Origin of the sequence: Cupriavidus alkaliphilus, from assembly GCF_900094595.1 — a bacterium.
GTDB classification, from domain to species: Bacteria; Pseudomonadota; Gammaproteobacteria; order Burkholderiales; family Burkholderiaceae; genus Cupriavidus; species Cupriavidus alkaliphilus.
In genome coordinates this window covers 274,773-298,957 of record NZ_FMAD01000003.1, presented here as the reverse complement: position 1 = coordinate 298,957, position 24,185 = coordinate 274,773, and the positions used below count along the sequence as shown (strand labels likewise).

The following is a 24,185-nucleotide window of genomic DNA, read 5'->3' as shown; positions in this document are numbered from 1 at the left end:
CGGCATCCGCCGGAATCCGTTCATGGAAAAACGCGTCGTGTTCCGCTCGCCGTGGCTGCCGTATCTGCTGGTGTTGCCGCAGATCGCGATCACGCTGATCTTCTTTTTCCTGCCCGCCGGGCAGGCCCTGTACCAGTCGATGCTGCAGCAGGATGCCTTCGGCATCAACCTGGAGTTCGTCGGCCTGGACAACTTCCGCATGCTGTGGAACGACCCGCTCTATGTCGAGTCGTTCCAGGTCACCGCCATCTTTGCCGTGGGCGTCACGGTGGTGGGGCTGACCACCGCACTGGCGCTGGCCTATTTTGCCGACCGCGTGATCCGCGGCGCGGTGGGCTACAAGACCCTGCTGATCTGGCCGTACGCGGTGGCGCCGGCGGTGGCGGGCGTGCTGTGGATGTTCATGTTCAACCCGACCCTCGGGGTGGTGTCATTTGCGCTGCGCAAGCTCGGCGTCGAATGGAACTTCCTGCTCAATGGCAACCAGGCCTTGCTGCTGGTGGTGCTGGCCGCGGCCTGGAAGCAGATCAGCTACAACTTCCTGTTCTTCCTGGCCGGGCTGCAAAGCATTCCGCGCTCGCTGATCGAGGCCGCCGCCATCGACGGCGCGGGCCCGTGGCGCCGGTTCTGGTCGATCGTGTTCCCGCTGCTGTCGCCGACCACCTTCTTCCTGATGGTGATCAACGTGGTGTACGCGTTCTTCGACACGTTTGCCATCATCGACGCGGTCACGCATGGGGGGCCGTTCAACTCGACCAACACGCTGGTCTATAAGGTCTTCCATGACGGCTTCCGCGGCATGGACATCGGCGGCTCGGCCGCGCAGTCGGTGGTGCTGATGGTGATCGTGATCGCTCTGACCGTGGTGCAGTTCCGTTATGTGGAACGCAAGGTCCAGTACTGACAGAGGCAACCATGGTAGAACGTCGTCCTTTCCTCGATTTCCTGACCCACGCGGTGCTGATCCTCGGCATCGTCATCGTGGTGTTCCCGGTGTACCTGACCTTCGTCGCGTCGACGCTGACCGCCGAAGAAGTGCTCGACGCGCCGATGACGCTGATCCCCGGCAGCCACCTGATCGACAACTATCGCACCGTGCTGTTCCAGGGCGTGGGCGAGGCCGCCTCGCCGGTCTCGACCATGATGAAGAACAGCCTGATCATGGCGCTGGGCATCGCGCTGGGCAAGATCGCGATCTCGATCATCTCGGCCTTTGCCATCGTCTATTTCAAGTTCCCGCTGCGCAAGACCTTCTTCTGGCTGATCTTCATTACCCTGATGCTGCCGGTGGAGGTGCGGATCCTGCCGACCTACAAGGTGGTGTCGGACCTCGGGCTGCTCGACAGCTACTTCGGGCTGACCATTCCAATCATCGCGTCGGCGACCGCGACCTTCCTGTTCCGCCAGTTCTTCCTGACGATTCCCGATGAACTCGCGGAAGCGGCGCGCATCGACGGCGCCGGGCCGCTGCGCTTTTTCTGGGACGTGGTGCTGCCGCTGTCGCGTACCAGCATCGCCGCGCTGTTCGTGATCCAGTTCATCTACGGCTGGAATCAGTACCTGTGGCCGCTGCTGATCACCACGCAGAAGTCGATGACGCCGGTGGTGGTGGGCGTGACGCAAATGATCTCGCGCTCGGGCGACGCCGCCACCGACTGGAACCTGGTGATGGCCACGGTGATGCTGGCGATGATCCCGCCCGCGGTGGTGGTGGTGCTGATGCAGAAGTGGTTCGTCAAGGGCCTGGTAGAAACCGAGAAATAAGCGGAACACAATGGCAAAACTGTCACTACGCAACGTTCAGAAGACCTACGCCGGCGGCGCCCAGGTCGTGCATGGCATCGACATGGAGATCCGCGACGGCGAGTTCATCGTCATCGTCGGGCCCTCGGGCTGCGGCAAGTCCACGCTGCTGCGCATGGTGGCCGGGCTGGAAACCATCACCGGCGGCGAGATCCATATCGGCGACAAGGTGGTCAACCAGCTGGAGCCGGCCGAGCGCGATATCGCCATGGTGTTCCAGAACTACGCGCTCTACCCGCATATGAGCGTGTACGACAACATGGCCTACGGCCTGAAAATCCGCGGCATGGGCAAGGCCGAGATCGCGCAGCGGGTCAACCACGCCGCCGGCATTCTCGAGCTGGCGCCGCTGCTCGAGCGCAAGCCGCGCCAGCTCTCCGGCGGGCAGCGCCAGCGCGTCGCCATGGGCCGCGCCATCGTGCGCGAGCCGGCGGTGTTCCTGTTCGACGAGCCGCTGTCCAACCTCGACGCCAAGCTGCGGGTGCAGATGCGGCTGGAACTGAAGGAGCTGCACCGGCGCCTGGGCACCACCAGCCTCTATGTGACGCACGACCAGGTCGAGGCCATGACGCTGGCCGACCGCATGATGGTGCTCAACGCCGGGCGGGTCGAGCAAATCGGTACGCCGCTGGAAGTCTATGCACGCCCGGCCAGCACCTTCGTGGCCGGCTTTATCGGCTCGCCGCCGATGAACCTGATCCCGGTGGTGCGCAATGCCGGCGGCGACACTGGCGCGCAGATGCGCGTGGTGGCGAAGGAGGGCGAAGCCGCCAATGCCACGCTCGGCCACCTGCCGATGGGGCTGCACCTGCCGGAACAGGCGCTGCTGGGGCTGCGCCCCGAGCATATCGAGCCGTGCGCCGCGCATGAGGCGATCGCCGAGGTCGATGTGCGCGTGGTCGAGGCGCTGGGCGCGGATTCCTTCGCCTATGGCTCGCTCGGCGGGCAGGCCGTGGTGGTGCGGCTGGACAGCCATGCGCGCGTGCGCGCCGGCGACCGCCTGCCGGTGACCTCGTCGGCCGAGCACCTGCATTTCTTTGCGCCGGACACCGGCAAGCGCATCGAGGCCTGACATGACCACGGCAACCGACCACCCCTGGCGCTATCCCAGCCACATTGCGCACCGCGGCGCCGGCAAGCTGGCGCCGGAGAACACACTGGCGGCGTTCCGCCACGGCGCCGGCTTTGGCTACCGCATGTTCGAGTTCGACGTGAAGCTGTCGGCCGACGGCAAGCCGGTGCTGATGCACGATGCCACCCTGGACCGCACCACCAGCGGCCAGGGCAGGGTGGACACGCTGACGCTGGGCGAACTTGCGCTGCTCGATGCCGGCGGCTGGCACGGCCCGGCCTTCGCCGGCGAGCCGGTGCCGACGCTGGCGGCGATCGCGCGCTACACCCGCGCCAACGGCTTCCAGGTCAATATCGAGATCAAGCCGGTGCCGGGCACCGAGGCGCGCACCGGCGCCGCCGTGGCCCTCGATGCCCAGTCGCTGTGGGCCGGCGCCGAGGTGCCGCCGCTGCTGTCCTCGTTTTCGGAAGAAGCGCTTGCCACCGCGGCGCGTGTCGCGCCCGGCCTGCCGCGCGCGTTGCTGCTGGACAAACTACCGGGTGACTGGCTGGAGCGGGTGCGCCGGCTCGGCTGCGTCGCGCTCGATGCCAACCATCGCGAGTTGGATGCCGGCGTGATTGCCGCCGCACATGCGGCCGGCCTGCGCGTGCTGGCGTACACCGTCAACGATCCGGCGCGGGCGGCGCAATTGCTGGAATGGGGGCTCGATGGGGTGATTACCGACGCCGTCGACCAGATCGCCCCCTGATCCGGATTGTTGTGAGGCTGTTGCGAATTCGCTGAACACGGTTGGAATTGTCGCGCGGTTGTGTTTCGTATCGCGAAAAGTCCACATTGATCAAACGCAATCCGTGCTATCCTTACCGCCGTGAAGACTTAAGGTCCTTCCCCGCACAACTTGCCCTTTCGGGCCTTGTGAGGCGGCCATCACATGCGGCACCCTGGTGGTGCCGTTTGCGTAAGTGCCTCCCCTGGCTCCCAAGAGTTGTTTGCGATCCGCTAACCGGTCAAGCCGTGTCGCGGAAGGTTGAATAACCCGCTGAACTCCGGCAGACCCGGAGAAAAGTGAGCGTCCCATGATGCAGCAGTATCAGAGCAATTCGTACCTCTTCGGCGGTAACGCCCCCTATGTCGAAGAACTGTACGAAGCCTACCTCCAGAACCCCGCCTCGGTTCCCGACAATTGGCGCGCGTATTTCGACGCCATGCAGAACGTTCCCGCCGTCGACGGCTCGAACGGCCGGGATATCGCCCACGCTCCCATCGTTGCCTCGTTCGCCGAGCGCGCCAAGCAAGGCCCCATCCGCACCATCGTTGCGTCGGCCGATTCCGACATGGGCCGCAAGCGCGTCGCTGCCACGCAGCTGATCGCCGCCTACCGCAACATCGGTTCGCACTGGGCCGACCTGGACCCGCTCAAGCGCCAGGAGCGTCCGCCCCTGCCGGATCTGGACCCGGCCTTCTACGGTTTTTCCGAAGCCGATCTCGATATCGTCTTCAACGCCAGCAATACCTACTTCGGCAAGGAGTCGATGAGCCTGCGCGAGCTGCTCAACAACCTGCGCGAAACGTACTGCGGCACCATCGGCTTCGAATTCATGTACGTGAGCGACCAGGCGCAGAAGCGCTGGTGGCAGGAGCGCCTGGAAACCACGCGTTCCAAGCCGGTGTTCACGCTGGAAAAGAAGAAGCACATCCTTGACCGCCTGACCGCGGCCGAAGGCCTCGAGCGCTTCCTGCACACCAAGTATGTCGGCCAGAAGCGCTTCTCGCTGGAAGGCGGCGAGAGCTTCATTGCTGCCATGGACGAACTGATCCAGCACGCCGGCAGCAAGGGCGTGCAGGAAATCGTGATCGGCATGGCCCACCGCGGCCGCCTGAACGTGCTGGTCAACACCCTGGGCAAAATGCCCGCCGACCTGTTCGCCGAGTTCGAAGGCAAGCACGTCGACGACCTGCCGGCCGGTGACGTCAAGTACCACAAGGGCTTCTCGAGCGATGTCTCGACCGAAGGCGGTCCGGTCCACCTGTCGCTGGCGTTCAACCCGTCGCACCTCGAAATCGTCAACCCGGTGGTCGAAGGCTCGGCCAAGGCCCGCCAGGAACGCCGCGGCGAAGTCGGCCACAAGGAAGTGCTGCCGGTGCAGGTGCACGGCGACGCCGCCTTTGCCGGCCAGGGCGTGGTGATGGAGACGCTGAACCTCGCGCAGACCCGCGGCTACGGCACGGGCGGCTCGATGCACATCGTCATCAACAACCAGATCGGCTTCACCACCTCCGACCCGCGCGACGCACGCTCGACGCTGTACTGCACGGACGTGGTCAAGATGATCGAGGCCCCGGTGCTGCACGTGAACGGCGACGATCCCGAAGCCGTGGTGTACGCCATGCAGCTGGCCGTGGATTTCCGCATGGAGTTCAAGAAGGATGTCGTGGTCGACATCATCTGCTTCCGCAAGCTGGGCCACAACGAGCAGGACACGCCCGCGGTCACGCAGCCGCTGATGTACAAGAAGATCGCCCAGCACCCCGGCACGCGCAAGCTGTACGCCGACAAGCTGGCCGCGCAGAACCTGGTCCCGGCCGACTTCGGCGACGAGAAGGTCAAGGAATACCGCGCCGCGATGGACGCCGGCAAGCACACCGCCGATCCGGTGCTGTCGAACTTCAAGAACAAGTTCGCGGTCGACTGGATGCCGTTCCTGAACCGCAAGTGGACCGACGCCGCCGACACCGCCGTGCCGGTGACCGAGCTCAAGCGCCTGGCCGAACGCATCACCGCCATCCCCGAACACCTGAAGCTGCACCCGCTGGTCGAGAAGGTCGTCAAGGACCGCGCCAACATGGGCCGCGGCGACCAGCCGCTGGACTGGGGCATGGGTGAGCACCTGGCCTTCGCCTCGCTGGTGTCGTCGGGCTATCCGGTACGTATCACCGGCCAGGACGCCGGCCGCGGCACCTTCACCCACCGCCACGCCGTGCTGCACGACCAGAACCGCGAGCGCTGGGATGCCGGCAGCTACGTGCCGCTGCAGAACGTGTCGGAAAACCAGGCGCCGTTCACGGTGATCGACTCGGTGCTGTCCGAAGAGGCCGTGCTCGGCTTCGAATACGGCTACTCGGCCGCCGAACCGAACGCGCTGGTGATCTGGGAAGCCCAGTTCGGCGACTTCGTCAACGGCGCCCAGGTGGTGATCGACCAGTTCATCTCGTCGGGTGAAGTGAAGTGGGGCCGTGCCTCGGGCCTGACCCTGATGCTGCCGCACGGCTACGAAGGCCAGGGTCCGGAACACAGCTCGGCCCGTATCGAGCGTTTCCTGCAGCTGTGCGCGGACCACAACATGCAGGTCTGCCAGCCGACCACGCCGGCACAGATCTTCCACCTGCTGCGCCGCCAGATGATCCGCCTGTTCCGCAAGCCGCTGGTGATCATGACGCCGAAGTCGCTGCTGCGTAACAAGGACGCGGTGTCGCCGCTGTCCGACCTGGCCAAGGGCCACTTCGAGACCGTTATCGGCGACCACGAAGAACTGAACGCCGGCAAGGTCAAGCGCGTCATCATGTGCTCGGGCAAGGTCTACTACGACCTGGTCAACACGCGCAAGGAACGCGAGGCCAACGACACCGCCATCATCCGCCTGGAGCAGTTGTACCCGTTCCCGCACAAGGCGCTGGCCGCGGAACTGAAGAAGTACCCGAACGCCAACGAAATCCTGTGGTGCCAGGACGAGCCGCAGAACCAGGGCGCCTGGTTCTTCGTCCAGCACTACATCATGGAAAACATGACGGACGGCCAGAAGCTCGGTTATGCCGGTCGCCCCGCCTCGGCTTCGCCGGCGGTGGGCTACTACGCAAAGCACAACGAGCAACAGAAGGCACTGCTGGACGCGGCCTTCGCCAAGCTCAAGGGCTTTGTTCTGACCAAGTAATCAGTCGGCAGCCACGGCGGCGCGCGCAGGCGCCCCGTGGCCTCGCCAGCATCAAGACAACACGCATAACACGAGGAATTCACCACCATGGCTATCGTTGACGTCAAGGTTCCGCAACTCTCCGAATCGGTCGCCGAAGCGACCATGCTCAACTGGAAGAAGAAGCCAGGCGAAGCCGTTGCCCAGGACGAGATCCTGATCGAAATCGAAACCGACAAGGTCGTGCTGGAAGTGCCGGCCCCGTCGGCTGGTGTGCTGTCGCAGATCGTCAAGAACGACGGCGACACCGTCGTGGCCGATGAAATCATCGCCAAGATCGACACCGAAGCCACTGCTGGCGCCGCCGCTCCCGCAGCCGCTGCCCCGGCTCCGGCTGCTGCCGCTCCGGCCCCGGCCGCTGCTGCCGCTCCGGCTGCCGCCGGCGCCGTGGCGATGCCGTCGGCCGCCAAGCTGATGGCCGAAGCCGGCCTGTCGGCTGGCCAGGTTGGCGGCACCGGCAAGGACGGCCGCATTACCAAGGGCGACGTGCTGGGCGCGGCCGCCGCGCCGGCCCCGGCCGCCAAGGCCGCTCCGGCCCCGGCCGCCAAGCCGGCACTGCAGCAGGTTTCGGCGCCGGTCGACTTTGCCGCCCTGGGCGACCGTCCGGAAGAGCGCGTGCCGATGAGCCGCCTGCGTGCCCGCATCGCCGAGCGCCTGCTGCAGTCGCAAGCCACCAACGCCATCCTCACCACCTTCAATGAAGTCAACATGAAGCCGGTGATGGACCTGCGCAACAAGTACAAGGACCGCTTCGAGAAGGAACACGGCGTGAAGCTGGGCTTCATGTCGTTCTTCGTCAAGGCCGCGGTGCACGCGCTGAAGAAGTTCCCGCTGATCAACGCCTCGATCGACGGCAACGACATCGTCTACCACGGCTACTTCGACATCGGTATCGCCGTCGGCTCGCCGCGCGGCCTGGTGGTGCCCATCCTGCGCAACGCCGACCAGATGAGCCTGGCCGACATCGAGAAGAAGATCGCCGAGTTCGGCGTCAAGGCCCGTGACGGCAAGCTGTCGCTGGAAGAGCTGAGCGGCGGCACCTTCTCGATCTCCAACGGCGGCGTGTTCGGTTCGATGCTGTCGACCCCGATCATCAACCCGCCGCAGTCGGCCATCCTGGGCGTGCACGCCACCAAGGACCGCCCGGTGGTGGAAGACGGCCAGATCGTGATCCGCCCGATGAACTACCTGGCGATGTCCTACGACCACCGCATCATCGACGGCCGCGAAGCCGTGCTGGGCCTGGTCGCCATGAAGGACGCCCTGGAAGATCCGGCGCGCCTGCTGCTGGACCTGTAATAGCCGGTCCCTCCGCGCACGCCCAGGCGTGCGCGGGGAGCGCACTCCCGTGATCACGGCGCGCCGGCACAAGTTGCCGCCGGCGCCCAACAAGGAATTTCCATGAGCAAACAATTCGACGTGCTGGTGATCGGCGCCGGCCCCGGCGGCTATATCGCCGCCATCCGTGCCGGCCAGCTGGGCCTGAACGTGGCCTGCTGCGAAGGCAATGCGTATGACGATCCCAAGGGCGAAGCCCGCCTGGGCGGCACTTGCCTGAACGTGGGCTGCATCCCCTCCAAGGCGCTGCTGGCGTCCTCGGAAGAGTTCGAGAACGTCCAGCACCACCTGGGCGACCACGGCATCACCGTCGGCGACGTCAAGGTCGACGTGGCCAAGATGCTCAAGCGCAAGGACGATATCGTCGGCAAGATGACCAAGGGCATCGAGTTCCTGTTCCGCAAGAACAAGGTGACGCTGCTCAAGGGCTACGGCAAGTTCGTCGGCAAGAGCGCCGAAGGCTTCCAGGTCGAGATTGCCGGCGAAGTCGTGACCGCCAAGCAGGTCATCATCGCCACCGGCTCGAAGGCCCGCCACCTGCCGGGCATCACCGTCGACAACGACCTGGTCAGCGATAACGAAGGCGCGCTCAAGTTCCCCTCGGTGCCGAAGAAGCTGGGCGTGATCGGCGCCGGCGTGATCGGCCTCGAGCTGGGCTCGGTGTGGCGCCGCCTGGGTGCCGACGTGACCGTGCTGGAAGCGCTGCCCGCCTTCCTGGGCGCCGCCGACGAAGGCGTGGCCAAGGAAGCGCAGAAGCAGCTGACCAAGCAGGGCCTGAAGTTCAGCCTCGGCGTGAAGGTGGACGAAGTCACGACCGGCAAGAAGGGCGTGACCGTCAAGTACACCGACAAGGACGGCGCTGCCCAGATCCTGGAAGTCGATCGCCTGATCGTGTCGGTCGGCCGCGTGCCGAACACCGACAACCTGGGCCTGGACGCAGTCGGCCTGGCGGTCGACCAGCGCGGCTTTATCGAAGTGGACGACCATTGCGCCACCAAGGTGCCGGGCCTGTGGGCCATCGGCGACGTGGTGCGCGGCCCGATGCTGGCGCACAAGGCCGAGGACGAGGGCGTGGCCGTGGCCGAGCGCATCGCCGGCCAGAAGCCGCATATCGACTATAACTGCGTTCCGTGGGTGATCTACACCTTCCCGGAAATCGCATGGGTCGGCAAGACCGAAGCCCAGCTCAAGGCCGAAGGCCGCGAGTACAAGGCCGGCCAGTTCCCGTTCATGGCCAACGGCCGTGCGCTGGGCATGGGCCACGCCGACGGCTTCGTCAAGATGCTGGCGGATGCCAAGACCGACGAGATCCTGGGCGTGCACATCGTTGCCGCCAATGCCTCGGACCTGATCGCCGAAGCCGTGGTGGCGATGGAGTTCAAGGCCGCCAGCGAAGATATCGGCCGCGTCTGCCATCCGCACCCGTCGATGTCGGAAGTCATGCGCGAAGCTGCGCTGGCCGTCGACAAGCGCCAACTCAATATGTAAGGCGCGTGTCCGCCGTTGCCTGAGTACCGGCGCGCCGTTCTGCGGCGCGCCGTTTTCACTTGCGGCCATGCCGCGTGAGCCCCGAGCATGAACGTCACCGAGTACTACCAGAAGGAACTGAAGGAGCGCGGCTACCAGTCCGACGAGGCCCAGCTGCGTGCCGTGGCCCGGCTGCAGCAGTGCTACGACGAATGGGTCGCCTACAAGGGGCGCCGCAACAACGCGCTGAAAAAGCTGCTGGTGCGCCCCGATGTGCCACAGGGCGTCTATATGTGGGGCGGGGTGGGGCGCGGCAAGTCGTTCCTGATGGACAGCTTCTATACCTGCGTGCCGGTGGTGCGCAAGACGCGGCTGCATTTCCATGAATTCATGCGCGAGGTGCACCGCCAGCTGGAAGAGCTGCGCGGCCGTCCCGACCCCCTCGACGAACTGGCCCGGCGCATCGCGCGCCGTTTCCGCCTGATCTGCTTCGATGAATTCCATGTCAGCGACGTCGCCGACGCGATGATCCTGCATCGCCTGCTGCAGCAGCTGTTCGACAACGGCGTGCAGTTCGTGATGACCTCCAACTACCGGCCCGACCTGCTGTACACCGATGGCCTGCACCGCGACCGCGTGCTGCCCGCCATCGCGCTGCTGCAGCAGAAGCTGGACGTGCTCAATGTCGATGCCGGCATCGACTATCGCAAGCGGGCGCTGGAACAGGTGCAGGCCTACCACACCCCGCTGGACGCCAAGGCCAACTCGGCGCTGCGGGATGCCTTCACTTCGATTGCCGGCGTCGCCGACGAGTCGCCGCTTCTGCATATCGAGCACCGCGAACTGCGCTCGCTGCGCAAGGCCAACGGGGTGGTGTGGTTCGACTTTGCCACGCTGTGCGGCGGCCCGCGCTCGCAGAACGACTACCTGGAACTGGCTTCGCAGTTCCATACGGTGATCCTGTCCGACGTGCCGCGCATGACGCCGCGGATGTCGTCCGAGGCGCGCCGCTTCACGTGGCTGATCGACGTCTTCTACGATCACAAGGTCAAGCTGCTGATGTCGGCGGAAGTGCCGGCCGACGAACTCTATACCGAAGGCCAGATGGCCAACGAATTCCATCGCACCGTGTCCCGCATCATCGAGATGCAGTCGCGCGAGTACCTGGAATCCGAGCGCCGCACCATGGATACGACGCTTACCTGAGCGGTATTTCAGGCCCGGCGCAGCCATAGCCGGGCCGCCTTGATCTATATCAAGTTGGAATCGGGGGCCGGCCTATATCCTCGACTGGGTAAAAAAAGCTTCCCATGTCGCCGCCCCCAGCCACCATTCCTTCCGCCAGCATGCTGGCGCCATTTTCGCCGCCCGTCGGGCGCGATGGCGCCGACGCAGCCGCGCGCGGCGCCGGCGCGGCGCTGGCCTGCTTCCATTGCGGTTTGACGGTCACCGATGCCGAACCGCTCGCCGCCGACCTGGACGGCAGCCGCCGCGTATTCTGCTGCGGCGGTTGCCAGGCCCTGGCGCAGACCCTCCATGCCGCCGGCTTTGCCCACCTGTACGGCGACGAAGCCCGCTTCGCCCGGCCCATCGACGACGACGCCCGGCGCCAGGCCGAGCCGATCTGGGCTGCCTACGATGCCCCGGAACTGCGCGCGCAGTTTGTCCGCCCGCTCGACGGCGGCCGCGCCGAGATTACGCTGGCTCCCGAGAATATCCGCTGCGCCGCCTGCGCCTGGCTGATCGAACAGCATCTGTCCCGCCAGCCGGGCGTGGAATCGGCGGTCGCCAACGTCGCCACGCGGCGTGTGGTGGTGCGCTGGCGCGACGGCGCCCAGACGGTCTCGGGGCTGCTGGCCGCGCTGGCCGGCATCGGCTACATGGCCTGGCCCTTCGAAGTCTCGCGCACCGACCAGCAGGACCGCCGCGCGCGCCGCGGCCTGCTGATGCGCATGGCGGTGGCCATGCTCGGCATGATGCAGGTGATGATGTACGCGTGGCCGATCTACACCCACGAGGCCAGCATCGATCCCGGCCAGCTGCAGCTGATGCGCTGGGCCAGCTTCGCACTGACCTTGCCGGTGGTGTGCTATGCCGCCTCGCCGATCTTTGCCGGCGCCTGGCGCAGCCTGCGCCAGCGGCATATGGGCATGGACGTGCCGGTGGCGATCGGCGTCGCGGCGGGCTTTGCCGCCAGTGCGCTGGCCACGGTGCGCGGCGTGGGCGAGGTCTATTTCGATTCGGTGACGATGTTCGTCGCCTTCCTGCTGCTGGCGCGCTACCTGGAACTGCGCGTGCGCCAGGCTTCGCGCAGCGGTGCCGAAATGCTGGCGCGCCAGTTGCCCGCCACGTGCGAGCGGCTGGCTGCGGCCGGCGCGGCGGGAGAGCGTATCCCGGTCGCGCGGCTGCGCGCGGGCGACCTGATCCGCGTCAAGGCGGGCGAGATCGTCCCGGCGGACGGCGCGGTCACTTCTGGCACCAGCGAACTCGATGAATCCATGCTGACCGGCGAAAGCCGCCCGGTGCGCCGCTGCGCCGGCGACACCGTGCTGGCCGGCAGCTTCAATACCGCCAGCCCGCTGGAACTGCGCGTTACCCGCGTCGGCGCCGGCACCCGCCTGGCCGAGATCGTCGCGGTGCTGGACCGCGCGCTGGCGGAGAAGCCGCGACTGGCGACGCTGGCCGACCGCGTTGCGGGCTGGTTCGTGGCGACGCTGCTGGTGCTGGCAGCACTGACCGGCATGGTCTGGGGCCTCTGGATCGATCCGTCGCGGGCCTTGCTGGTGACGATCGCGGTGCTGGTGGTCAGCTGTCCGTGCGCATTGTCGCTGGCCACGCCCGCGGCACTGGCCGCGGCCGGCGCGGCGTTGTCGCGGCGCGGCATGCTGCTGACCCGGGGCCACGCGCTGGAAACACTCGCCCGCGTCACCGACGTGGTGCTCGACAAGACCGGCACCCTGACCGAGGGCTGCTTTGCCGTGGCGGCGGTCGAGCCGCTGGGTGAAGCCGATTCCGCCCGATGCCTGTCCCTGGCCGCGGCGATGGAGCGCGGCGGCGAGCATCCGATCGCGCGCGCGCTAGTGGCGGCAGCGCCGGCCACCGCCGGCCAGCCGCTGCAGGTCAGCGACATGCGCAACGTGCCCGGGCATGGCCTCGAGGCGGTGGTCGCGGGCCGCCGCCTGCGCCTCGGCCGTGCCGATTTTGTCTTTGCGCTGGCCGGCGAGGCCCGACCTGCGCCTGCCGCTGTCGACAGCCTGGTGCATCCGGGGGCCACGGTGGTCTGGCTCGGCGCCGAGACCGGTCCGCTAGCGCGCTTCGTCCTGGCCGACGTCGAACGCCAGGAAACCCCGATGCTGCTGGCGCGCCTGCGCGAACTGGGCGTGCGCTGCCACCTGGTATCGGGCGACAACATGGCGGCGGTGCACTGGTGGGCCGCGCACTTCGGCATCGAGCGCATGGCCGGCGAGGTCACGCCCGAAGGCAAGCGCGACTACGTGGCGCAGCTGCAGCAGGGCGGGGCCGTGGTGCTGGCGGTCGGCGATGGCATCAACGACGCGCCGGTGCTGGCGCAGGCGCAGGTCTCGATTGCCATCGGCAGCGGCGCGCCGCTGGCCCAGGCCGGCGCGGACGCGGTGCTGACGCACGGCCGCGTGGCCGAGATCGCGACGGCGCTGGCCGTATCGCGCCAGACGCGCAGGGTGGTGCGCCAGAACCTGGGCTGGGCCTTTTTCTACAACGTGGTCGCCATTCCGCTCGCGGCGACGGGGCTGGTGACGGCCTGGATGGCCGGCATCGGCATGTCGCTGTCGTCGCTGCTGGTGGTCGCCAATGCCTGGCGCCTGCTGCGCGCAGGCAAGCCGCGGCGTACGACGCGGCGCACCTCGCGGCATAACGGAGCCTGACGATGGAAACGCTTTACCTGCTGGTGCCGATGAGCCTGGTGCTCGTGGTGGTCATCGCGGGCGCGCTGTGGTGGGCGCTTCATGCCGGGCAGTACGACGACCTGGACCGGCCTGCCGAATCGATCCTGCTGGACAACGACAAGCCGTGAGCCCGCGGCGCGTGCCTCGGACCGGAGCCGCGCGCACAGGTTCAGGACGTGCCCGGAGCGGCTTGATAAAGATCAACGCACCCGTGGCATGGTTTTTCTAAAGTCACACTGTCAGTAGGTTTTTTATTTTCTCTAAGCTTTGGGGGTCTGAATGGATGTCACTGCCGCGTCTTCACGCGTCGACACCTTCAATTACGGCGTCGTAAGACAGTTCGCTGTCATGACGGTAGTCTGGGGGATCGTCGGCATGGCCGTCGGCGTGCTGCTGGCAGCACAGCTGATCTGGCCCGAGCTCAATTTCAATACACCGTGGCTGTCGTTCGGCCGGCTGCGTCCGCTGCATACCAATGCGGTGATCTTCGCCTTCGGCGGCAGCGCGCTGTTTGCCACCTCCTACTACGTGGTCCAGCGCACCTGCCAGGCGCGCCTGTTCTGCGGCCCGCTGGCCGCATTCACGTTCTGGGGCTGGCAACTGGTCATCGTCGCGGCCGCCATCACGCTGCCGCTGGGCATCACCAGCTCCAAGGAATACGCCGAACTCGAATGGCCCATCGACCTGCTGATCACCGCGGTCTGGGTGGCCTACGCCATCGTGTTCTTCGGCACCATCGTCAAGCGCAAGACCCGGCATATCTACGTCGCCAACTGGTTCTTCGGCGCCTACATCCTGACCATCGCCATCCTGCATATCGTCAACAACGTCGAGATGCCGGTGTCGCTGTGGAAGTCCTACTCGGCCTATGCCGGCGTGCAGGACGCAATGATCCAGTGGTGGTACGGCCATAACGCGGTCGGCTTCTTCCTGACCACCAGCTTCCTGGGGATGATGTACTACTTCATTCCCAAGCAGGCCGAGCGCCCGATCTTTTCCTACCGCCTGTCCATCGTCCACTTCTGGGCGCTGAACTTCACCTACATGTGGGCCGGCCCGCACCACCTGCAGTACACCGCGCTGCCCGACTGGGCGCAGTCGCTGGGCATGGTGTTCTCGCTGATCCTGCTGGCCCCCTCCTGGGGCGGCATGATCAACGGCATCATGACCCTGTCCGGTGCCTGGCACAAGCTGCGCACCGACCCGATCCTGAAGTTCCTGGTAGTGGCGCTGTCGTTCTACGGCATGTCAACGTTCGAAGGCTCGATGATGTCGATCAAGACCGTCAACGCGCTGTCGCACTACACCGACTGGACCATCGGCCACGTGCACTCCGGCGCGCTGGGCTGGGTCGCGATGATCTCGATCGGTTCGCTGTACTACCTGATCCCGCGGCTGTTCGGCGAGAAGCAGATGTACAGCGTGCGCCTGATCGAATGGCACTTCTGGATCGCGACCATCGGCGTGGTGCTGTATATCGCCTCGATGTGGATCGCGGGGGTGATGGAAGGCCTGATGTGGCGCGCCACGCAGCCTGACGGCACGTTGACCTACGCCTTCGTCGAAGCGGTCAAGGCCAAGTACCCGTTCTATCTGATTCGCCTGCTGGGTGGCATGTGCTTCCTGTCCGGCATGCTGCTGATGGCCTACAACATCGCCAAGACCATTGCCGGCAAGACCGCCGTGGATGCGCCGATCCCGGCCAGCATCGCCGCCTCTGCCCACTGATCAATCCAGGATAGAAAGATGTCCGACAAACAACGCTTCTTTTCCCACGAAACGCTGGAGAAGAACATCGGCTGGCTGATCATCTGCACGATCCTCGTGGTCAGCATCGCGGGTCTGGTCCAGATCGTGCCGCTGTTCTTCCAGCACTCCACCACCGAGCCGGATCCGGGCATCACGCCGTATTCGCCGCTGCGGCTGATGGGGCGCGATATCTATATCCGCGAAGGCTGCGTCGGCTGCCACTCGCAGCAGGTGCGCACGCTGCAGGCCGAAACCGAGCGCTACGGCCACTACTCCACCGCCGGCGAATCGGTCTACGACCATCCGTTCCTGTGGGGCTCCAAGCGTACCGGCCCCGACCTGGCGCGCGTGGGCGGACGCTACTCCGACGACTGGCAGCGCATCCACCTGCGCAACCCGCGCGACGTGGTGCCGGAATCGGTGATGCCGTCGTACCCGTGGCTGGAGAAGGCCGAGCTGCCCACCAACGATATCCAGGCGCGCATGCGCGCGCTGGTCAAGCTGGGCGTGCCGTACACCGACGCCGAAATCGCAAAGGCGCCGGAAGAGCTGAAAGGCAAGACCGAAGAAGACGCGCTGGTTGCCTATCTGCAGGCCCTTGGCACCAACCGCCGCAACGTGCGAGTCGATGCCGCCGCAGCGGCACCGAAGGAGTAAGCCATGGCCATGATCACCGCCATTGCGACCGTCGTGTCCATGGTCGTCTTCCTCGGCATCTGCTGGTGGGCCTGGTCCGCCGGCCGCCAGGCCGCCAACCGCGAATCCGCCATGCTGCCGTTCGCGTTGCCTGACGAAACTACGACAACATCGAGCCGGAACACCTAGCCATGAGCGATTTCATTTCCGATTTCTGGAGTTACTACATTGCCGCCATCGCGCTCATCGGCATCGTCTGGTGCGTATGGCTGCTGTTCTCCCAACGCAAGATCACCAAGACCCCCGGAGGCACGGAAGATACCGGCCATGTCTGGGACGGCGACCTGCGTGAACTGAACAACCCGCTGCCGCGCTGGTGGATGTGGATGTTCCTGCTGGCCTGCATTTTCGGCCTTGCTTACCTCGTGCTGTATCCGGGCCTGGGCTCGTACGCCGGCGTGCTGAAGTTCTCCACGCAGGGCGAACTGGCCGCGCATCGCGCGGCGCAGGAACGCATGCAGAACGAGATCTACGGCAAGTACCTGAAGATGGACGTCAAGCAGGTAGCGGCGGACCCGCAGGCGCGCGAGATCGGCCAGCGCCTGTTCCTGAACTACTGCGCGCAGTGCCATGGCTCGGACGCGCGTGGCAGCCGGGGCTTCCCCAACCTGACCGATAACGACTGGTTGTACGGCGGCGAGCCCGAGACCATCAGCCAGACCATCGCCAAGGGCCGCAACGGCGTGATGCCGCCGTTTGGCGCTGCCATCGATGCCAAGCAGGCGGGCGACGTGGCGCAGTACGTGCGTTCGCTGTCCGGGCTGTCGTCGGATCCGATCCGTGTATCGCGCGGCGAAGGCGCGTTCAAGACCACCTGCGTGGCATGCCACGGCGCCGGCGGCAAGGGCAACCAGGCCCTCGGTGCGCCGAACCTTTCGGACAACGTCTGGCTCTATGGCAGCTCGGAGGCCAGCATCGTCGAGGCCATCCTGAAGGGCCACAACAACCATATGCCGGCACACGAGGAAATCCTGACGCCCGAACGCATCCGCATGCTGACGGCCTACGTGTGGGGGTTGTCCAATACGGGAGGCGGAGCCGGGCAATGATCGACGACTCATGTGAGCGAGCGCTCGTGGCTCGCGGGAGAACTCGCCCATGAACGCGCCCGGGACCGAAGAAGTGGCCCGGGCGGCCGACCTGCAACGGTCGGCCGCTGCGCCAGGCGAGACCTCGGAGGAAACCCTTTACGAGGTCCGCCGCAAAATCTATCCGCGCTCGGTGAAGGGCGCGTTCTCCAGTTGGCGGGTCTGGCTGGTGATCCTGACCCAGCTGATCTACTACGGCACGCCCTGGCTCCAATGGAATGGACGCCAGGCCGTGCTGTTTGACCTTGGCGAGCGCAAGTTCTATATCTTCGGGCTGGTGCTGTGGCCGCAGGACGTCATCTACCTGGCGGTGCTGCTGGTCATCTCCGCACTGGCGCTGTTCCTGTTCACGGCAATCGCGGGACGCCTGTTTTGCGGCTACGCGTGCCCGCAAACGGTCTACACCGAGATCTTCATGTGGATCGAGCGGCGGGTCGAAGGCGACCGCATCGCCCGCATCCGCCTCGACGGGGATCCGTGGAGCCTGCGCAAATTCCGCATCAAGGCAACCAAGCATTTCCTGTGGGTGCTGATCGCACTGTGGACCGGCTTCACGTTCATCGGCTACTTTGCGCCGATCCGCGAGCTGGGTGGCGAGGTGCTGGCGTTGTCGCTGGGCCCCTGGCAGGCGTTCTGGATGCTGTTCTATGCGTTCGCCACGTGGGGCAACGCAGGCTTCATGCGCGAGCAGGTGTGCAAGTACATGTGCCCCTATGCGCGTTTCCAGAGCGTGATGGTGGACCGCGACACCTATGTCGTGACCTATGACGTCGGCCGCGGCGAGCCGCGCGGCAGCCGCTCGCGCAAGACCGACCATCACCAGGCGGGGCTTGGCGATTGCGTCAACTGCAGCATCTGCGTGCAGGTGTGCCCGACCGGCATCGACATTCGCGATGGCCTGCAGTATGAGTGCATCGGCTGCGGCGCCTGCATCGACGCCTGCAACCAGGTCATGGACAAGATGGACTACCCGCGCGGGCTGATCCGGTATACCTCGGAAAACGCGATGCGCAAGGGCCTGTCCGCCGTGGCCTCGCGCAAGCGCCTGCTGCGTCCGCGCGTCATCATCTACTCGGTGATCTGGGTGGCGCTGCTGGCGGGGTTCATGGCGTCGATCATGCTGCGCACGCCGCTGAAGGTCGATATCATCCGCGACCGCGGTGCGTTGGGCCGCGAGGTGGAAGGGCGCTGGATCGAAAACGTCTATCGGCTGCAGCTGATCAACACCACCGAAGCGCCGATGCAGATCCGCGTGCGGGCCGACAGCGATGAACTGAAGGACCTGACGGTCGAATACGACAAGCAGGCCGAATCGCTGGCGCCAACCTCCAACCGGCTGCTGCCGATCCGCATCCGCGTGCCGATCGAGGCCGCCAGCCAGGGCACGCACAAGATCAACGTAACGGTAACGAGCGAAGGCACGGGGCAGGGGCATGCCGAAATCCGGCAATCCACCAGTTTTATCGTGCCGCGCGATTTGTGAAGCTAGGCGACTACTGGCGTAGTCGCCAGGACGAAGGGGGCAAAATGAGTCAGCAAGGCAATCCGTGGTGGAAGGAACCGTGGCCATGGCTGCTGATGGCGGGTCCGCTGGTGGCCATGGTGGCGTGCGGCGTGACGATCTGGCTGGCGTCGGCGCACCCCGACATGCCGGTGCAGGGTGCGACGCGGCATGGCCTGGTGGTCGAGAAGGTGGAAGCGGTGGCGCCCAAGTCCGCGGCAGCGAGGCAGCCATGAGGTTGCGCTGGCTGATGTGGGTGCTGTGGCCGGGCTTTCTGATGGCGGGCCTGGCGACGGCGACGGTTTTTTCCGTCGTCGATCCGGGCGACCTGAAATTCTTCGGCCATCCGATCGAATCGTCGCGCGAGTCGGTCTATACCGTCGGCTTCCTGCTGGCGTGGGTGTTTTGTGCGTTGTCCAGCGGGCTGACGCTGTACACCATGCCGACGCGGCTGGCGGATACGGACGAACTGGAATAGGGAAGGACCGCCGCGCGTTGCCGGCGCCGCAGTCGGCGCGGCAACGCCGCGGTGGCTCAGCAGGAACGGCTGTAAAGTTGCTTGATGCCGTCGATGTCGATCAGCTTGACATGCCGCTGGCGAATCTGGATCAGCCCGGCCTCGGCAAAGCGCGAGAACAGGCGGCTGACGGTCTCGAGCTTCAGCCCCAGGTAGCTGCCGATCTCTTCGCGGCTCATGCGCATCACGAACTCGGACGCCGAATAACCGCGTGCCGACAGCCGCTCCGACAGATTGATCAGGAAGGCAGCCAGGCGTTCTTCGGCGCGCATCGAGCCGAGCGTAACCAGCATCAGCTGGTCGTGCGTGATTTCCTTGCCCATCAGACGCAGGAACTGCTGTTGCAGCGAAGGCAGGTCGGCCGACAGCGTCTGCAGATCGTTCATGCGGACCACGCATACCTCGGTGTCTTCGAGCGCGGTCGCATCGGACGCATGCTGCATTTCGCCCAGGCCGTCGAGGCCGACGATTTCACCGGGCAGGTGGAACCCGGTAATCTGCGAGCGTCCGTCTTCGGTTGTGACATGTGTCTTCAGCGTACCGAAGCGGATAGCGTATACCGCGGTGAGCGGGTCGCCCATGCGGTAGAGGGTTTCCCCCTTGTGCACGCGGATGCGTTCCTGCACCAGCGTGTCGATCTTGGCAAGGTCTTGCTGCGACATGCCAACCGGAAGGCACAGCTGTCCCATCGCACAGGTGGAGCAGCGGGGCGACATCTCGGTAATGGGGATGGAAGTGAGCAATTGGAACCTGCTAGAAATGGCAGCGGGGCACGATACAAGCATTTTACCGTGCGATGTGATCCGGCAGGGAGACAGAATTGACATTTGGTGTATTGATCAGCGTTTTCCTGCTCGCTCTGCTGGGCGGGGTGCACTGCGCCGCCATGTGCGGCGGAGTGGCACTGGCCGTGGAGCAGCGGCGCGGTGTGGGGGCACCGGTGAGCCTGGTGCGCAGCCGGACTGCCTGGCTTGGCGAGTTATTGGTGATGCACTTTGGCAGGATCAGCACCTATATGCTGCTCGGTGCCGCGCTGGGCGCCGCCGGCGCCACGGCCTGGAAACAGGACTATCTGCCGGTGCAACGCTGGCTGTTCGGCGCAGGCAGCCTGATGCTGCTGTGGTCGGGATGGCGCTTGATGCGTGGCAGTACCTTTACCGTGAACTGGCTGGAGCGGCTGGCGGCGCGTGCCGGCACGGCGGTGGCCAGCCGGGCCGGCGGCCTTGCTGGCGCGTTGCCGGCTTTCGTGCGGGCGCGCGGAGGGCTGGCTGGGCGTTATGGCGTGGGCCTGGCCTGGGGGCTGGTACCGTGCGGCATGGTCTACGGTGCGCTGACGTTGGCGCTGCTGGCAGGGAATGCCGGCTCGGGCGCGCTGGTGATGGGGGTGTTCGGACTTGGCACGCTGCCGAACCTGCTGGTGCTGTCCGGGCTGTCCGGCTACCTCAGGCTGTGGTCGCGGCGGCCCGGCGTGCGCCTGGGCGCGGGCCTCGCCGTGATGGCGTTCGGCGGACTTGGCATTGCGCGTGCGGTGCTGCTGCCACATTCGCTGGCAGAACAGGGCTTTTGTCTGGTGTTTTGATGCCGCACGCGGCATCCTGCGGCGCCGGCACCCCGCGCAAGCAGGATGATGGTTGCAGCCGGAGGCGGGAATGCCATACAATCGCCAGCATTGCGGTATCGCGCGGAGTCAGACAGGCTGCGGTAAGCAGCGGCGAACAGCGCCTGGCGGTCTTCCTATCCGAAGGCGCGCTCGGGACGCGGGAAGCGGAAGGCTTTCGATGAGCGCCAGTCCCCGCGGTCCATCCGGTTCAAAAGATCTGGTTCAAAAGTCCGGTTGGCGCTGCGGCGTGGTAGATGCCGGCCTTGCTCCCGATACCCGTATTTTCTTGCGTCCGAGGCGTTCAGTTCGCCGATTGCGATGTCCGTTTGTGCGGACGAGCGACGCAAGAGGTTCGCTGGCCGGTCCATGACGGCATGCGGACGATCTCCTGCCGGAAGCCCCGGCAACTCGATGCAAAGAAAGGGAAGCGCACGGCCTGGGTACAGCAGGTATCCGGCTCGCTGCGCAATGAGATGGCGGTGGCTTTGGCACCGCTGTATCCAAAATCTCCGGTGCCCCGGATCCGTCCGGGAGCAGGTGCAAAGACAGGCTGCACACCATCAACATGAATACCCAAGAGGCGAAGATCGTCCTCGAGACGGCGCTGATCTGCGCGCAGGAACCGTTGCGCGTCAACGATCTGCGCCGCCTGTTCGACGATGACGTCGGCGCAGACACCATCCGCGTGCTGCTGGACGAGCTGCGCCAGGACTGGCGCCCGCGCGGCGTGGAGCTGGTAGCGCTGGCAAGCGGCTGGCGGTTCCAGAGCCGGCCCGAAATGCGGGAATACCTCGACCGCCTGAATCCGGAAAAACCGCCAAAATACTCACGCGCGGTGATGGAAACCCTGGCGATCATCGCCTACCGCCAGCCGGTGACCCGCGGCGATATCGAGGAAATCCGCGGTGTGACGGTGAGCACCGAAGTGATCAAGAAGCTAGAGGACCGCAGCTGGATCGAGGTCATCGGCCATCGCGACGTGCCGGGCCGCCCGGCGCTGTATGCCACCACCAAGGCCTTCCTGGACGACCTCGGGCTGCGCACGCTGGACGAGCTGCCGCCGCTGGAAGACGCCCAGGCGCAGGCGCAGGCCGCCTTGCTGGAGCAGCAGGCGATCAATTTCGAAGACCTGGCGGCGAACAAGCCTGCCAGCGCCGACGAGGAAGCCTTTGCCGAACCGGTCACGCCGGCCGACACATCGCCAGCGGCCGAACCTGCGCCCGTGGGCGACGACGGCGCCGATGGCGTTGATGCGCAGCCGGCCGCCGAGACGGTGGTTGAGGCGGGTACGGGCGATGCCACCGAACCGGCTGCACCCCCTCCGGACGGGGCGCGCGAGCTGCTGCCTGACGACGGCACCCCGCCGCACCCGAGCGAGCACGACGAGCGCGTGCCGAACTGAACAACATGCAACATCCGATAGTGAATATCTTGTCTGATTCCGTTGAGCAAGACGCCCGCCATGCGGGCGCATCCGCCGACACCGGCGCCGCAGAACCCGGAACGGGCAGCGACGCCGCGCCCCGCCGCAAGGGGCTGCGCCGCGGTCTGAGGAACCTGGTGGCTTCGCGCCGGCAGGCGGCGCAGGACCGCGGTGAGGGTGCCGAAGGCGCCGGCGCGGCCGGCCAGGGCGATGCCGGCGAGGCGGGTGCCGCCGCCAGCGCGGGCGCCGCCGGTGCCGGGCGCGGCGGCCAGCGCGGCCGCGGCAAGCGCAAGACGGGCCAGGGCGAAGGCGGGCAGGGCAGCCAGGGAGGCAGCAAGGCAGACAAGATCGACCGCGCAGCCCGCGCCGAAGGTGCCGACAAGCCGGAGCAGCCGGCCCGCAAGCGCAAGCAGGGCCAGCGCGGCGGCAAGCCCGCCACCCCCGGCGAGAACCAGGGCACCGGTGCGCGCCAGCAGGGCCGGCGCAAGGATGGCGGCAAGCCGCAGGCTGCGCGCAAGGGCCAGGGCCAGGGCCAGGGCCAGGGCGGTGCCGAGAAGGCCGCGGCGAGCAGCGAAGACCTGTTCCGCTTCGTCATCTCCGAGCAGTACGACAGTGAAGACACCGTCATCCCGCGCACCAAGGCCAAGCCGGTGCGCGAGCTGACCGCCGACGACGACGCGCCCAAGCTGCACAAGGTGCTGGCCGACGGCGGCCTGGGCTCGCGCCGCGAGATGGAAGAGCTGATCCTGCAGGGACGCGTCTCGGTCAACGGGCTGCCCGCCCATATCGGCCAGCGCATCCTGCCGGCCGACCAGGTCCGCGTGAACGGCAAGCTGATCCACCGCAAGGTGTCGACCAAGCCGCCGCGCGTGCTGCTGTATCACAAGCCTGCCGGCGAGATTGTCAGCCAGTCCGATCCGGAAGGTCGTCCGACCGTGTTCGACAACCTGCCGCGCATCAAGACCGGCAAGTGGGTCGCGGTGGGCCGCCTGGATTTCAACACCGAAGGCCTGCTGATCTTCACCACCTCGGGCGACATTGCCAACCGGTTCATGCATCCGCGCTACGGCGTCGAGCGCGAATACGCGGTGCGTACGCTGGGCGAGCTGGCCGAAGCCGACCGCCAGCGCCTGCTGCACGGCATCAAGCTGGATGACGGCGAAGCCAACTTCCTGCGCATTGCCGACGGTGGCGGCGAAGGTGCCAACCATTGGTACCACGTGGCCCTGACCGAAGGCCGCAACCGCGAAGTGCGCCGCATGTTCGAGGCGGTCGGCCTGACCGTGTCGCGCCTGATCCGCACCCGCTACGGCCAGTTCCTGCTGCCGCGCGGCCTCAAGCGCGGCCGCTGGCAGGAAGTGGAGCCGAATGACGTCAAGGCGCTGATGACCAGCGTCGGCCTGAAGGTGCCGGGCAAGGGCGAGCAGGCGCCCAAGGGTGCCACCAAGGTGGGCGGGCGCAAGCAGCGCACCGAGGCGGCGATTGCAGGCATGCCGATGCATACCGGCATGGACGGCCTGCCGCGCTTCGAGCAGGGCGGCGCCCGCGGCGGCGGCAGCCGCAGCAGCCAGCCGGATCCGATGAAGACGTCGATGGGCTATATCAGCCACGGGCCGACGCTGCTGACTTCCCACGCCGCCAACCTCGGCGGTGGGCGCGGCACCGGTGCGCGCCAGGGACGTGGTGGTGGCGCCGGCATGGGCGGCATGGGCGGTGCGAGAGGCCAGGCCGGCCAGGGGCAGGGCAAGGCCCGCCGCGGCGGCGAAGCCAATGGCAACGTGATGCCGAAGGCAGCCAAGTCGGGTGGCAACCGTTCGCCGCGTGGCGGCGGCGGCAATCGCGGTGGCAACCGCGGCGGCAATCGTTAAGCGCCGTATGCGGCGCATGGCGGGCGGAGCGCCTGCCGGTGCCGCGTGCGGCCCGCGGTAAATGTCTGGCTTTTGCCTTTTCGACATAATCCGCGTATAATTCAAGTCTATTCAAAAAGCCATCCTCGTCCGAGGATGGGCGAATGATGGGCATTGCGCCCATTTTTTTTTG

At 66.2% G+C, this 24,185-nt stretch carries 21 protein-coding genes; 20 read left to right on the top strand and 1 reads right to left on the bottom strand.

Annotated features, from left to right (window positions below):
* Nucleotides 1-22 precede the first annotated feature (22 nt).
* The 17 genes from ugpA to GA0116996_RS07930 all read left to right on the top strand — a co-directional run bounded on the left by ugpA (nucleotide 23) and on the right by GA0116996_RS07930 (nucleotide 19,083).
* The gene (ugpA, locus tag GA0116996_RS08010; RefSeq protein ID WP_062800547.1) at nucleotides 23-904 is read left to right on the top strand and encodes a sn-glycerol-3-phosphate ABC transporter permease UgpA; all 882 of its coding nucleotides are present in this window, start codon (nucleotides 23-25) and stop codon (nucleotides 902-904) included.
* 11 nt (nucleotides 905-915) lie between these two features.
* Entirely contained in the window at nucleotides 916-1,764 is an 849-nt protein-coding gene (gene ugpE / locus GA0116996_RS08005; RefSeq protein ID WP_092309164.1) for a sn-glycerol-3-phosphate ABC transporter permease UgpE, read from the top strand.
* Nucleotides 1,765-1,774: 10 nt separating this feature from the next.
* Nucleotides 1,775-2,875 carry a sn-glycerol-3-phosphate import ATP-binding protein UgpC gene (locus tag GA0116996_RS08000; protein ID WP_092309161.1) on the top strand — a complete coding sequence of 367 codons (1,101 nt, stop codon included), beginning with the start codon at nucleotides 1,775-1,777 and terminating at the stop codon, nucleotides 2,873-2,875.
* Between the two features lies 1 nt (nucleotide 2,876).
* Nucleotides 2,877-3,623: a glycerophosphodiester phosphodiesterase gene (gene ugpQ, locus GA0116996_RS07995; RefSeq protein WP_092309158.1), complete on the top strand. Its 747-nt coding sequence runs from the start codon at nucleotides 2,877-2,879 to the stop codon at nucleotides 3,621-3,623.
* 328 nt (nucleotides 3,624-3,951) lie between these two features.
* Nucleotides 3,952-6,804, top strand: a complete 2,853-nt coding sequence (locus tag GA0116996_RS07990) for a 2-oxoglutarate dehydrogenase E1 component (RefSeq protein WP_092309155.1) — start codon at nucleotides 3,952-3,954, stop codon at nucleotides 6,802-6,804.
* A gap of 87 nt (nucleotides 6,805-6,891) precedes the next feature.
* The gene (gene odhB, locus GA0116996_RS07985) at nucleotides 6,892-8,142 is read left to right on the top strand and encodes a 2-oxoglutarate dehydrogenase complex dihydrolipoyllysine-residue succinyltransferase (RefSeq protein WP_092309152.1); all 1,251 of its coding nucleotides are present in this window, start codon (nucleotides 6,892-6,894) and stop codon (nucleotides 8,140-8,142) included.
* A gap of 102 nt (nucleotides 8,143-8,244) precedes the next feature.
* Nucleotides 8,245-9,669, top strand: a complete 1,425-nt coding sequence (gene lpdA, locus GA0116996_RS07980; RefSeq protein ID WP_092309149.1) for a dihydrolipoyl dehydrogenase — start codon at nucleotides 8,245-8,247, stop codon at nucleotides 9,667-9,669.
* A gap of 87 nt (nucleotides 9,670-9,756) precedes the next feature.
* A complete protein-coding gene (zapE, locus tag GA0116996_RS07975; RefSeq protein WP_092309146.1) occupies nucleotides 9,757-10,854 on the top strand; it encodes a cell division protein ZapE in 1,098 nt (365 codons plus the stop codon).
* 104 nt (nucleotides 10,855-10,958) lie between these two features.
* Nucleotides 10,959-13,550, top strand: a complete 2,592-nt coding sequence (locus GA0116996_RS07970) for a heavy metal translocating P-type ATPase (protein WP_092309143.1) — start codon at nucleotides 10,959-10,961, stop codon at nucleotides 13,548-13,550.
* A 2-nt stretch (nucleotides 13,551-13,552) separates the two neighbouring features.
* The gene (ccoS, locus tag GA0116996_RS07965; RefSeq protein WP_010809469.1) at nucleotides 13,553-13,699 is read left to right on the top strand and encodes a cbb3-type cytochrome oxidase assembly protein CcoS; all 147 of its coding nucleotides are present in this window, start codon (nucleotides 13,553-13,555) and stop codon (nucleotides 13,697-13,699) included.
* A 151-nt stretch (nucleotides 13,700-13,850) separates the two neighbouring features.
* Nucleotides 13,851-15,299, top strand: coding sequence for a cytochrome-c oxidase, cbb3-type subunit I (gene ccoN / locus GA0116996_RS07960; protein WP_092309140.1), 1,449 nt, complete (start codon nucleotides 13,851-13,853; stop codon nucleotides 15,297-15,299).
* An 18-nt stretch (nucleotides 15,300-15,317) separates the two neighbouring features.
* A complete protein-coding gene (gene ccoO, locus GA0116996_RS07955) occupies nucleotides 15,318-15,977 on the top strand; it encodes a cytochrome-c oxidase, cbb3-type subunit II (RefSeq protein ID WP_092309137.1) in 660 nt (219 codons plus the stop codon).
* Nucleotides 15,978-15,980: 3 nt separating this feature from the next.
* A complete protein-coding gene (locus GA0116996_RS07950; protein ID WP_010809472.1) occupies nucleotides 15,981-16,145 on the top strand; it encodes a cbb3-type cytochrome oxidase subunit 3 in 165 nt (54 codons plus the stop codon).
* Between the two features lie 2 nt (nucleotides 16,146-16,147).
* Nucleotides 16,148-17,065: a cytochrome-c oxidase, cbb3-type subunit III gene (gene ccoP, locus GA0116996_RS07945; RefSeq protein ID WP_092309134.1), complete on the top strand. Its 918-nt coding sequence runs from the start codon at nucleotides 16,148-16,150 to the stop codon at nucleotides 17,063-17,065.
* 49 nt (nucleotides 17,066-17,114) lie between these two features.
* Nucleotides 17,115-18,587, top strand: coding sequence for a cytochrome c oxidase accessory protein CcoG (gene ccoG / locus GA0116996_RS07940; RefSeq protein ID WP_092309131.1), 1,473 nt, complete (start codon nucleotides 17,115-17,117; stop codon nucleotides 18,585-18,587).
* A 44-nt stretch (nucleotides 18,588-18,631) separates the two neighbouring features.
* Complete coding sequence (locus GA0116996_RS07935; RefSeq protein ID WP_092309128.1) at nucleotides 18,632-18,841, top strand: FixH family protein; 210 nt, start codon at nucleotides 18,632-18,634, stop codon at nucleotides 18,839-18,841.
* Nucleotides 18,838-19,083 carry a hypothetical protein gene (locus tag GA0116996_RS07930; RefSeq protein ID WP_012353116.1) on the top strand — a complete coding sequence of 82 codons (246 nt, stop codon included), beginning with the start codon at nucleotides 18,838-18,840 and terminating at the stop codon, nucleotides 19,081-19,083. The genes GA0116996_RS07935 and GA0116996_RS07930 overlap by 4 nt, the downstream gene beginning before the upstream one ends.
* A 56-nt stretch (nucleotides 19,084-19,139) precedes the next feature.
* Here the strand turns inward: GA0116996_RS07930 and fnr are convergent, their stop codons facing one another.
* Entirely contained in the window at nucleotides 19,140-19,865 is a 726-nt protein-coding gene (fnr, locus tag GA0116996_RS07925) for a fumarate/nitrate reduction transcriptional regulator Fnr (RefSeq protein WP_018007730.1), read from the bottom strand.
* 77 nt (nucleotides 19,866-19,942) lie between these two features.
* On the opposite strand from fnr, the gene GA0116996_RS07920 reads away from it, so the two are divergent.
* The 3 genes from GA0116996_RS07920 to rluB all read left to right on the top strand — a co-directional run bounded on the left by GA0116996_RS07920 (nucleotide 19,943) and on the right by rluB (nucleotide 24,013).
* On the top strand, nucleotides 19,943-20,701 hold the full coding sequence (locus tag GA0116996_RS07920) for a sulfite exporter TauE/SafE family protein (protein ID WP_092309125.1): 759 nt from the start codon (nucleotides 19,943-19,945) through the stop codon (nucleotides 20,699-20,701).
* A 586-nt stretch (nucleotides 20,702-21,287) separates the two neighbouring features.
* Nucleotides 21,288-22,124 carry an SMC-Scp complex subunit ScpB gene (scpB, locus tag GA0116996_RS07915; protein WP_092309122.1) on the top strand — a complete coding sequence of 279 codons (837 nt, stop codon included), beginning with the start codon at nucleotides 21,288-21,290 and terminating at the stop codon, nucleotides 22,122-22,124.
* A 5-nt stretch (nucleotides 22,125-22,129) separates the two neighbouring features.
* On the top strand, nucleotides 22,130-24,013 hold the full coding sequence (rluB, locus tag GA0116996_RS07910; protein ID WP_092309119.1) for a 23S rRNA pseudouridine(2605) synthase RluB: 1,884 nt from the start codon (nucleotides 22,130-22,132) through the stop codon (nucleotides 24,011-24,013).
* Nucleotides 24,014-24,185: the final 172 nt, after the last annotated feature.

What these genes read in the sequence shown, in the direction of transcription:
- scpB (WP_092309122.1), top strand. Translation starts at nt 21,288, where the DNA reads ATGAATACCCAAGAGGCGAAGATCGTCCTCGAGACGGCGCTGATCTGC.
- GA0116996_RS08000 (WP_092309161.1), top strand. Translation starts at nt 1,775, where the DNA reads ATGGCAAAACTGTCACTACGCAACGTTCAGAAGACCTACGCCGGCGGC.
- odhB (WP_092309152.1), top strand. Translation starts at nt 6,892, where the DNA reads ATGGCTATCGTTGACGTCAAGGTTCCGCAACTCTCCGAATCGGTCGCC.
- ccoS (WP_010809469.1), top strand. Translation starts at nt 13,553, where the DNA reads ATGGAAACGCTTTACCTGCTGGTGCCGATGAGCCTGGTGCTCGTGGTG.
- GA0116996_RS07970 (WP_092309143.1), top strand. Translation starts at nt 10,959, where the DNA reads ATGTCGCCGCCCCCAGCCACCATTCCTTCCGCCAGCATGCTGGCGCCA.
- ugpE (WP_092309164.1), top strand. Translation starts at nt 916, where the DNA reads ATGGTAGAACGTCGTCCTTTCCTCGATTTCCTGACCCACGCGGTGCTG.
- ccoN (WP_092309140.1), top strand. Translation starts at nt 13,851, where the DNA reads ATGGATGTCACTGCCGCGTCTTCACGCGTCGACACCTTCAATTACGGC.
- zapE (WP_092309146.1), top strand. Translation starts at nt 9,757, where the DNA reads ATGAACGTCACCGAGTACTACCAGAAGGAACTGAAGGAGCGCGGCTAC.
- GA0116996_RS07935 (WP_092309128.1), top strand. Translation starts at nt 18,632, where the DNA reads ATGAGTCAGCAAGGCAATCCGTGGTGGAAGGAACCGTGGCCATGGCTG.
- GA0116996_RS07950 (WP_010809472.1), top strand. Translation starts at nt 15,981, where the DNA reads ATGGCCATGATCACCGCCATTGCGACCGTCGTGTCCATGGTCGTCTTC.
- ccoG (WP_092309131.1), top strand. Translation starts at nt 17,115, where the DNA reads ATGAACGCGCCCGGGACCGAAGAAGTGGCCCGGGCGGCCGACCTGCAA.
- GA0116996_RS07990 (WP_092309155.1), top strand. Translation starts at nt 3,952, where the DNA reads ATGATGCAGCAGTATCAGAGCAATTCGTACCTCTTCGGCGGTAACGCC.
- lpdA (WP_092309149.1), top strand. Translation starts at nt 8,245, where the DNA reads ATGAGCAAACAATTCGACGTGCTGGTGATCGGCGCCGGCCCCGGCGGC.
- ugpA (WP_062800547.1), top strand. Translation starts at nt 23, where the DNA reads ATGGAAAAACGCGTCGTGTTCCGCTCGCCGTGGCTGCCGTATCTGCTG.
- GA0116996_RS07930 (WP_012353116.1), top strand. Translation starts at nt 18,838, where the DNA reads ATGAGGTTGCGCTGGCTGATGTGGGTGCTGTGGCCGGGCTTTCTGATG.
- ccoO (WP_092309137.1), top strand. Translation starts at nt 15,318, where the DNA reads ATGTCCGACAAACAACGCTTCTTTTCCCACGAAACGCTGGAGAAGAAC.
- ugpQ (WP_092309158.1), top strand. Translation starts at nt 2,877, where the DNA reads ATGACCACGGCAACCGACCACCCCTGGCGCTATCCCAGCCACATTGCG.
- ccoP (WP_092309134.1), top strand. Translation starts at nt 16,148, where the DNA reads ATGAGCGATTTCATTTCCGATTTCTGGAGTTACTACATTGCCGCCATC.
- rluB (WP_092309119.1), top strand. Translation starts at nt 22,130, where the DNA reads ATGCAACATCCGATAGTGAATATCTTGTCTGATTCCGTTGAGCAAGAC.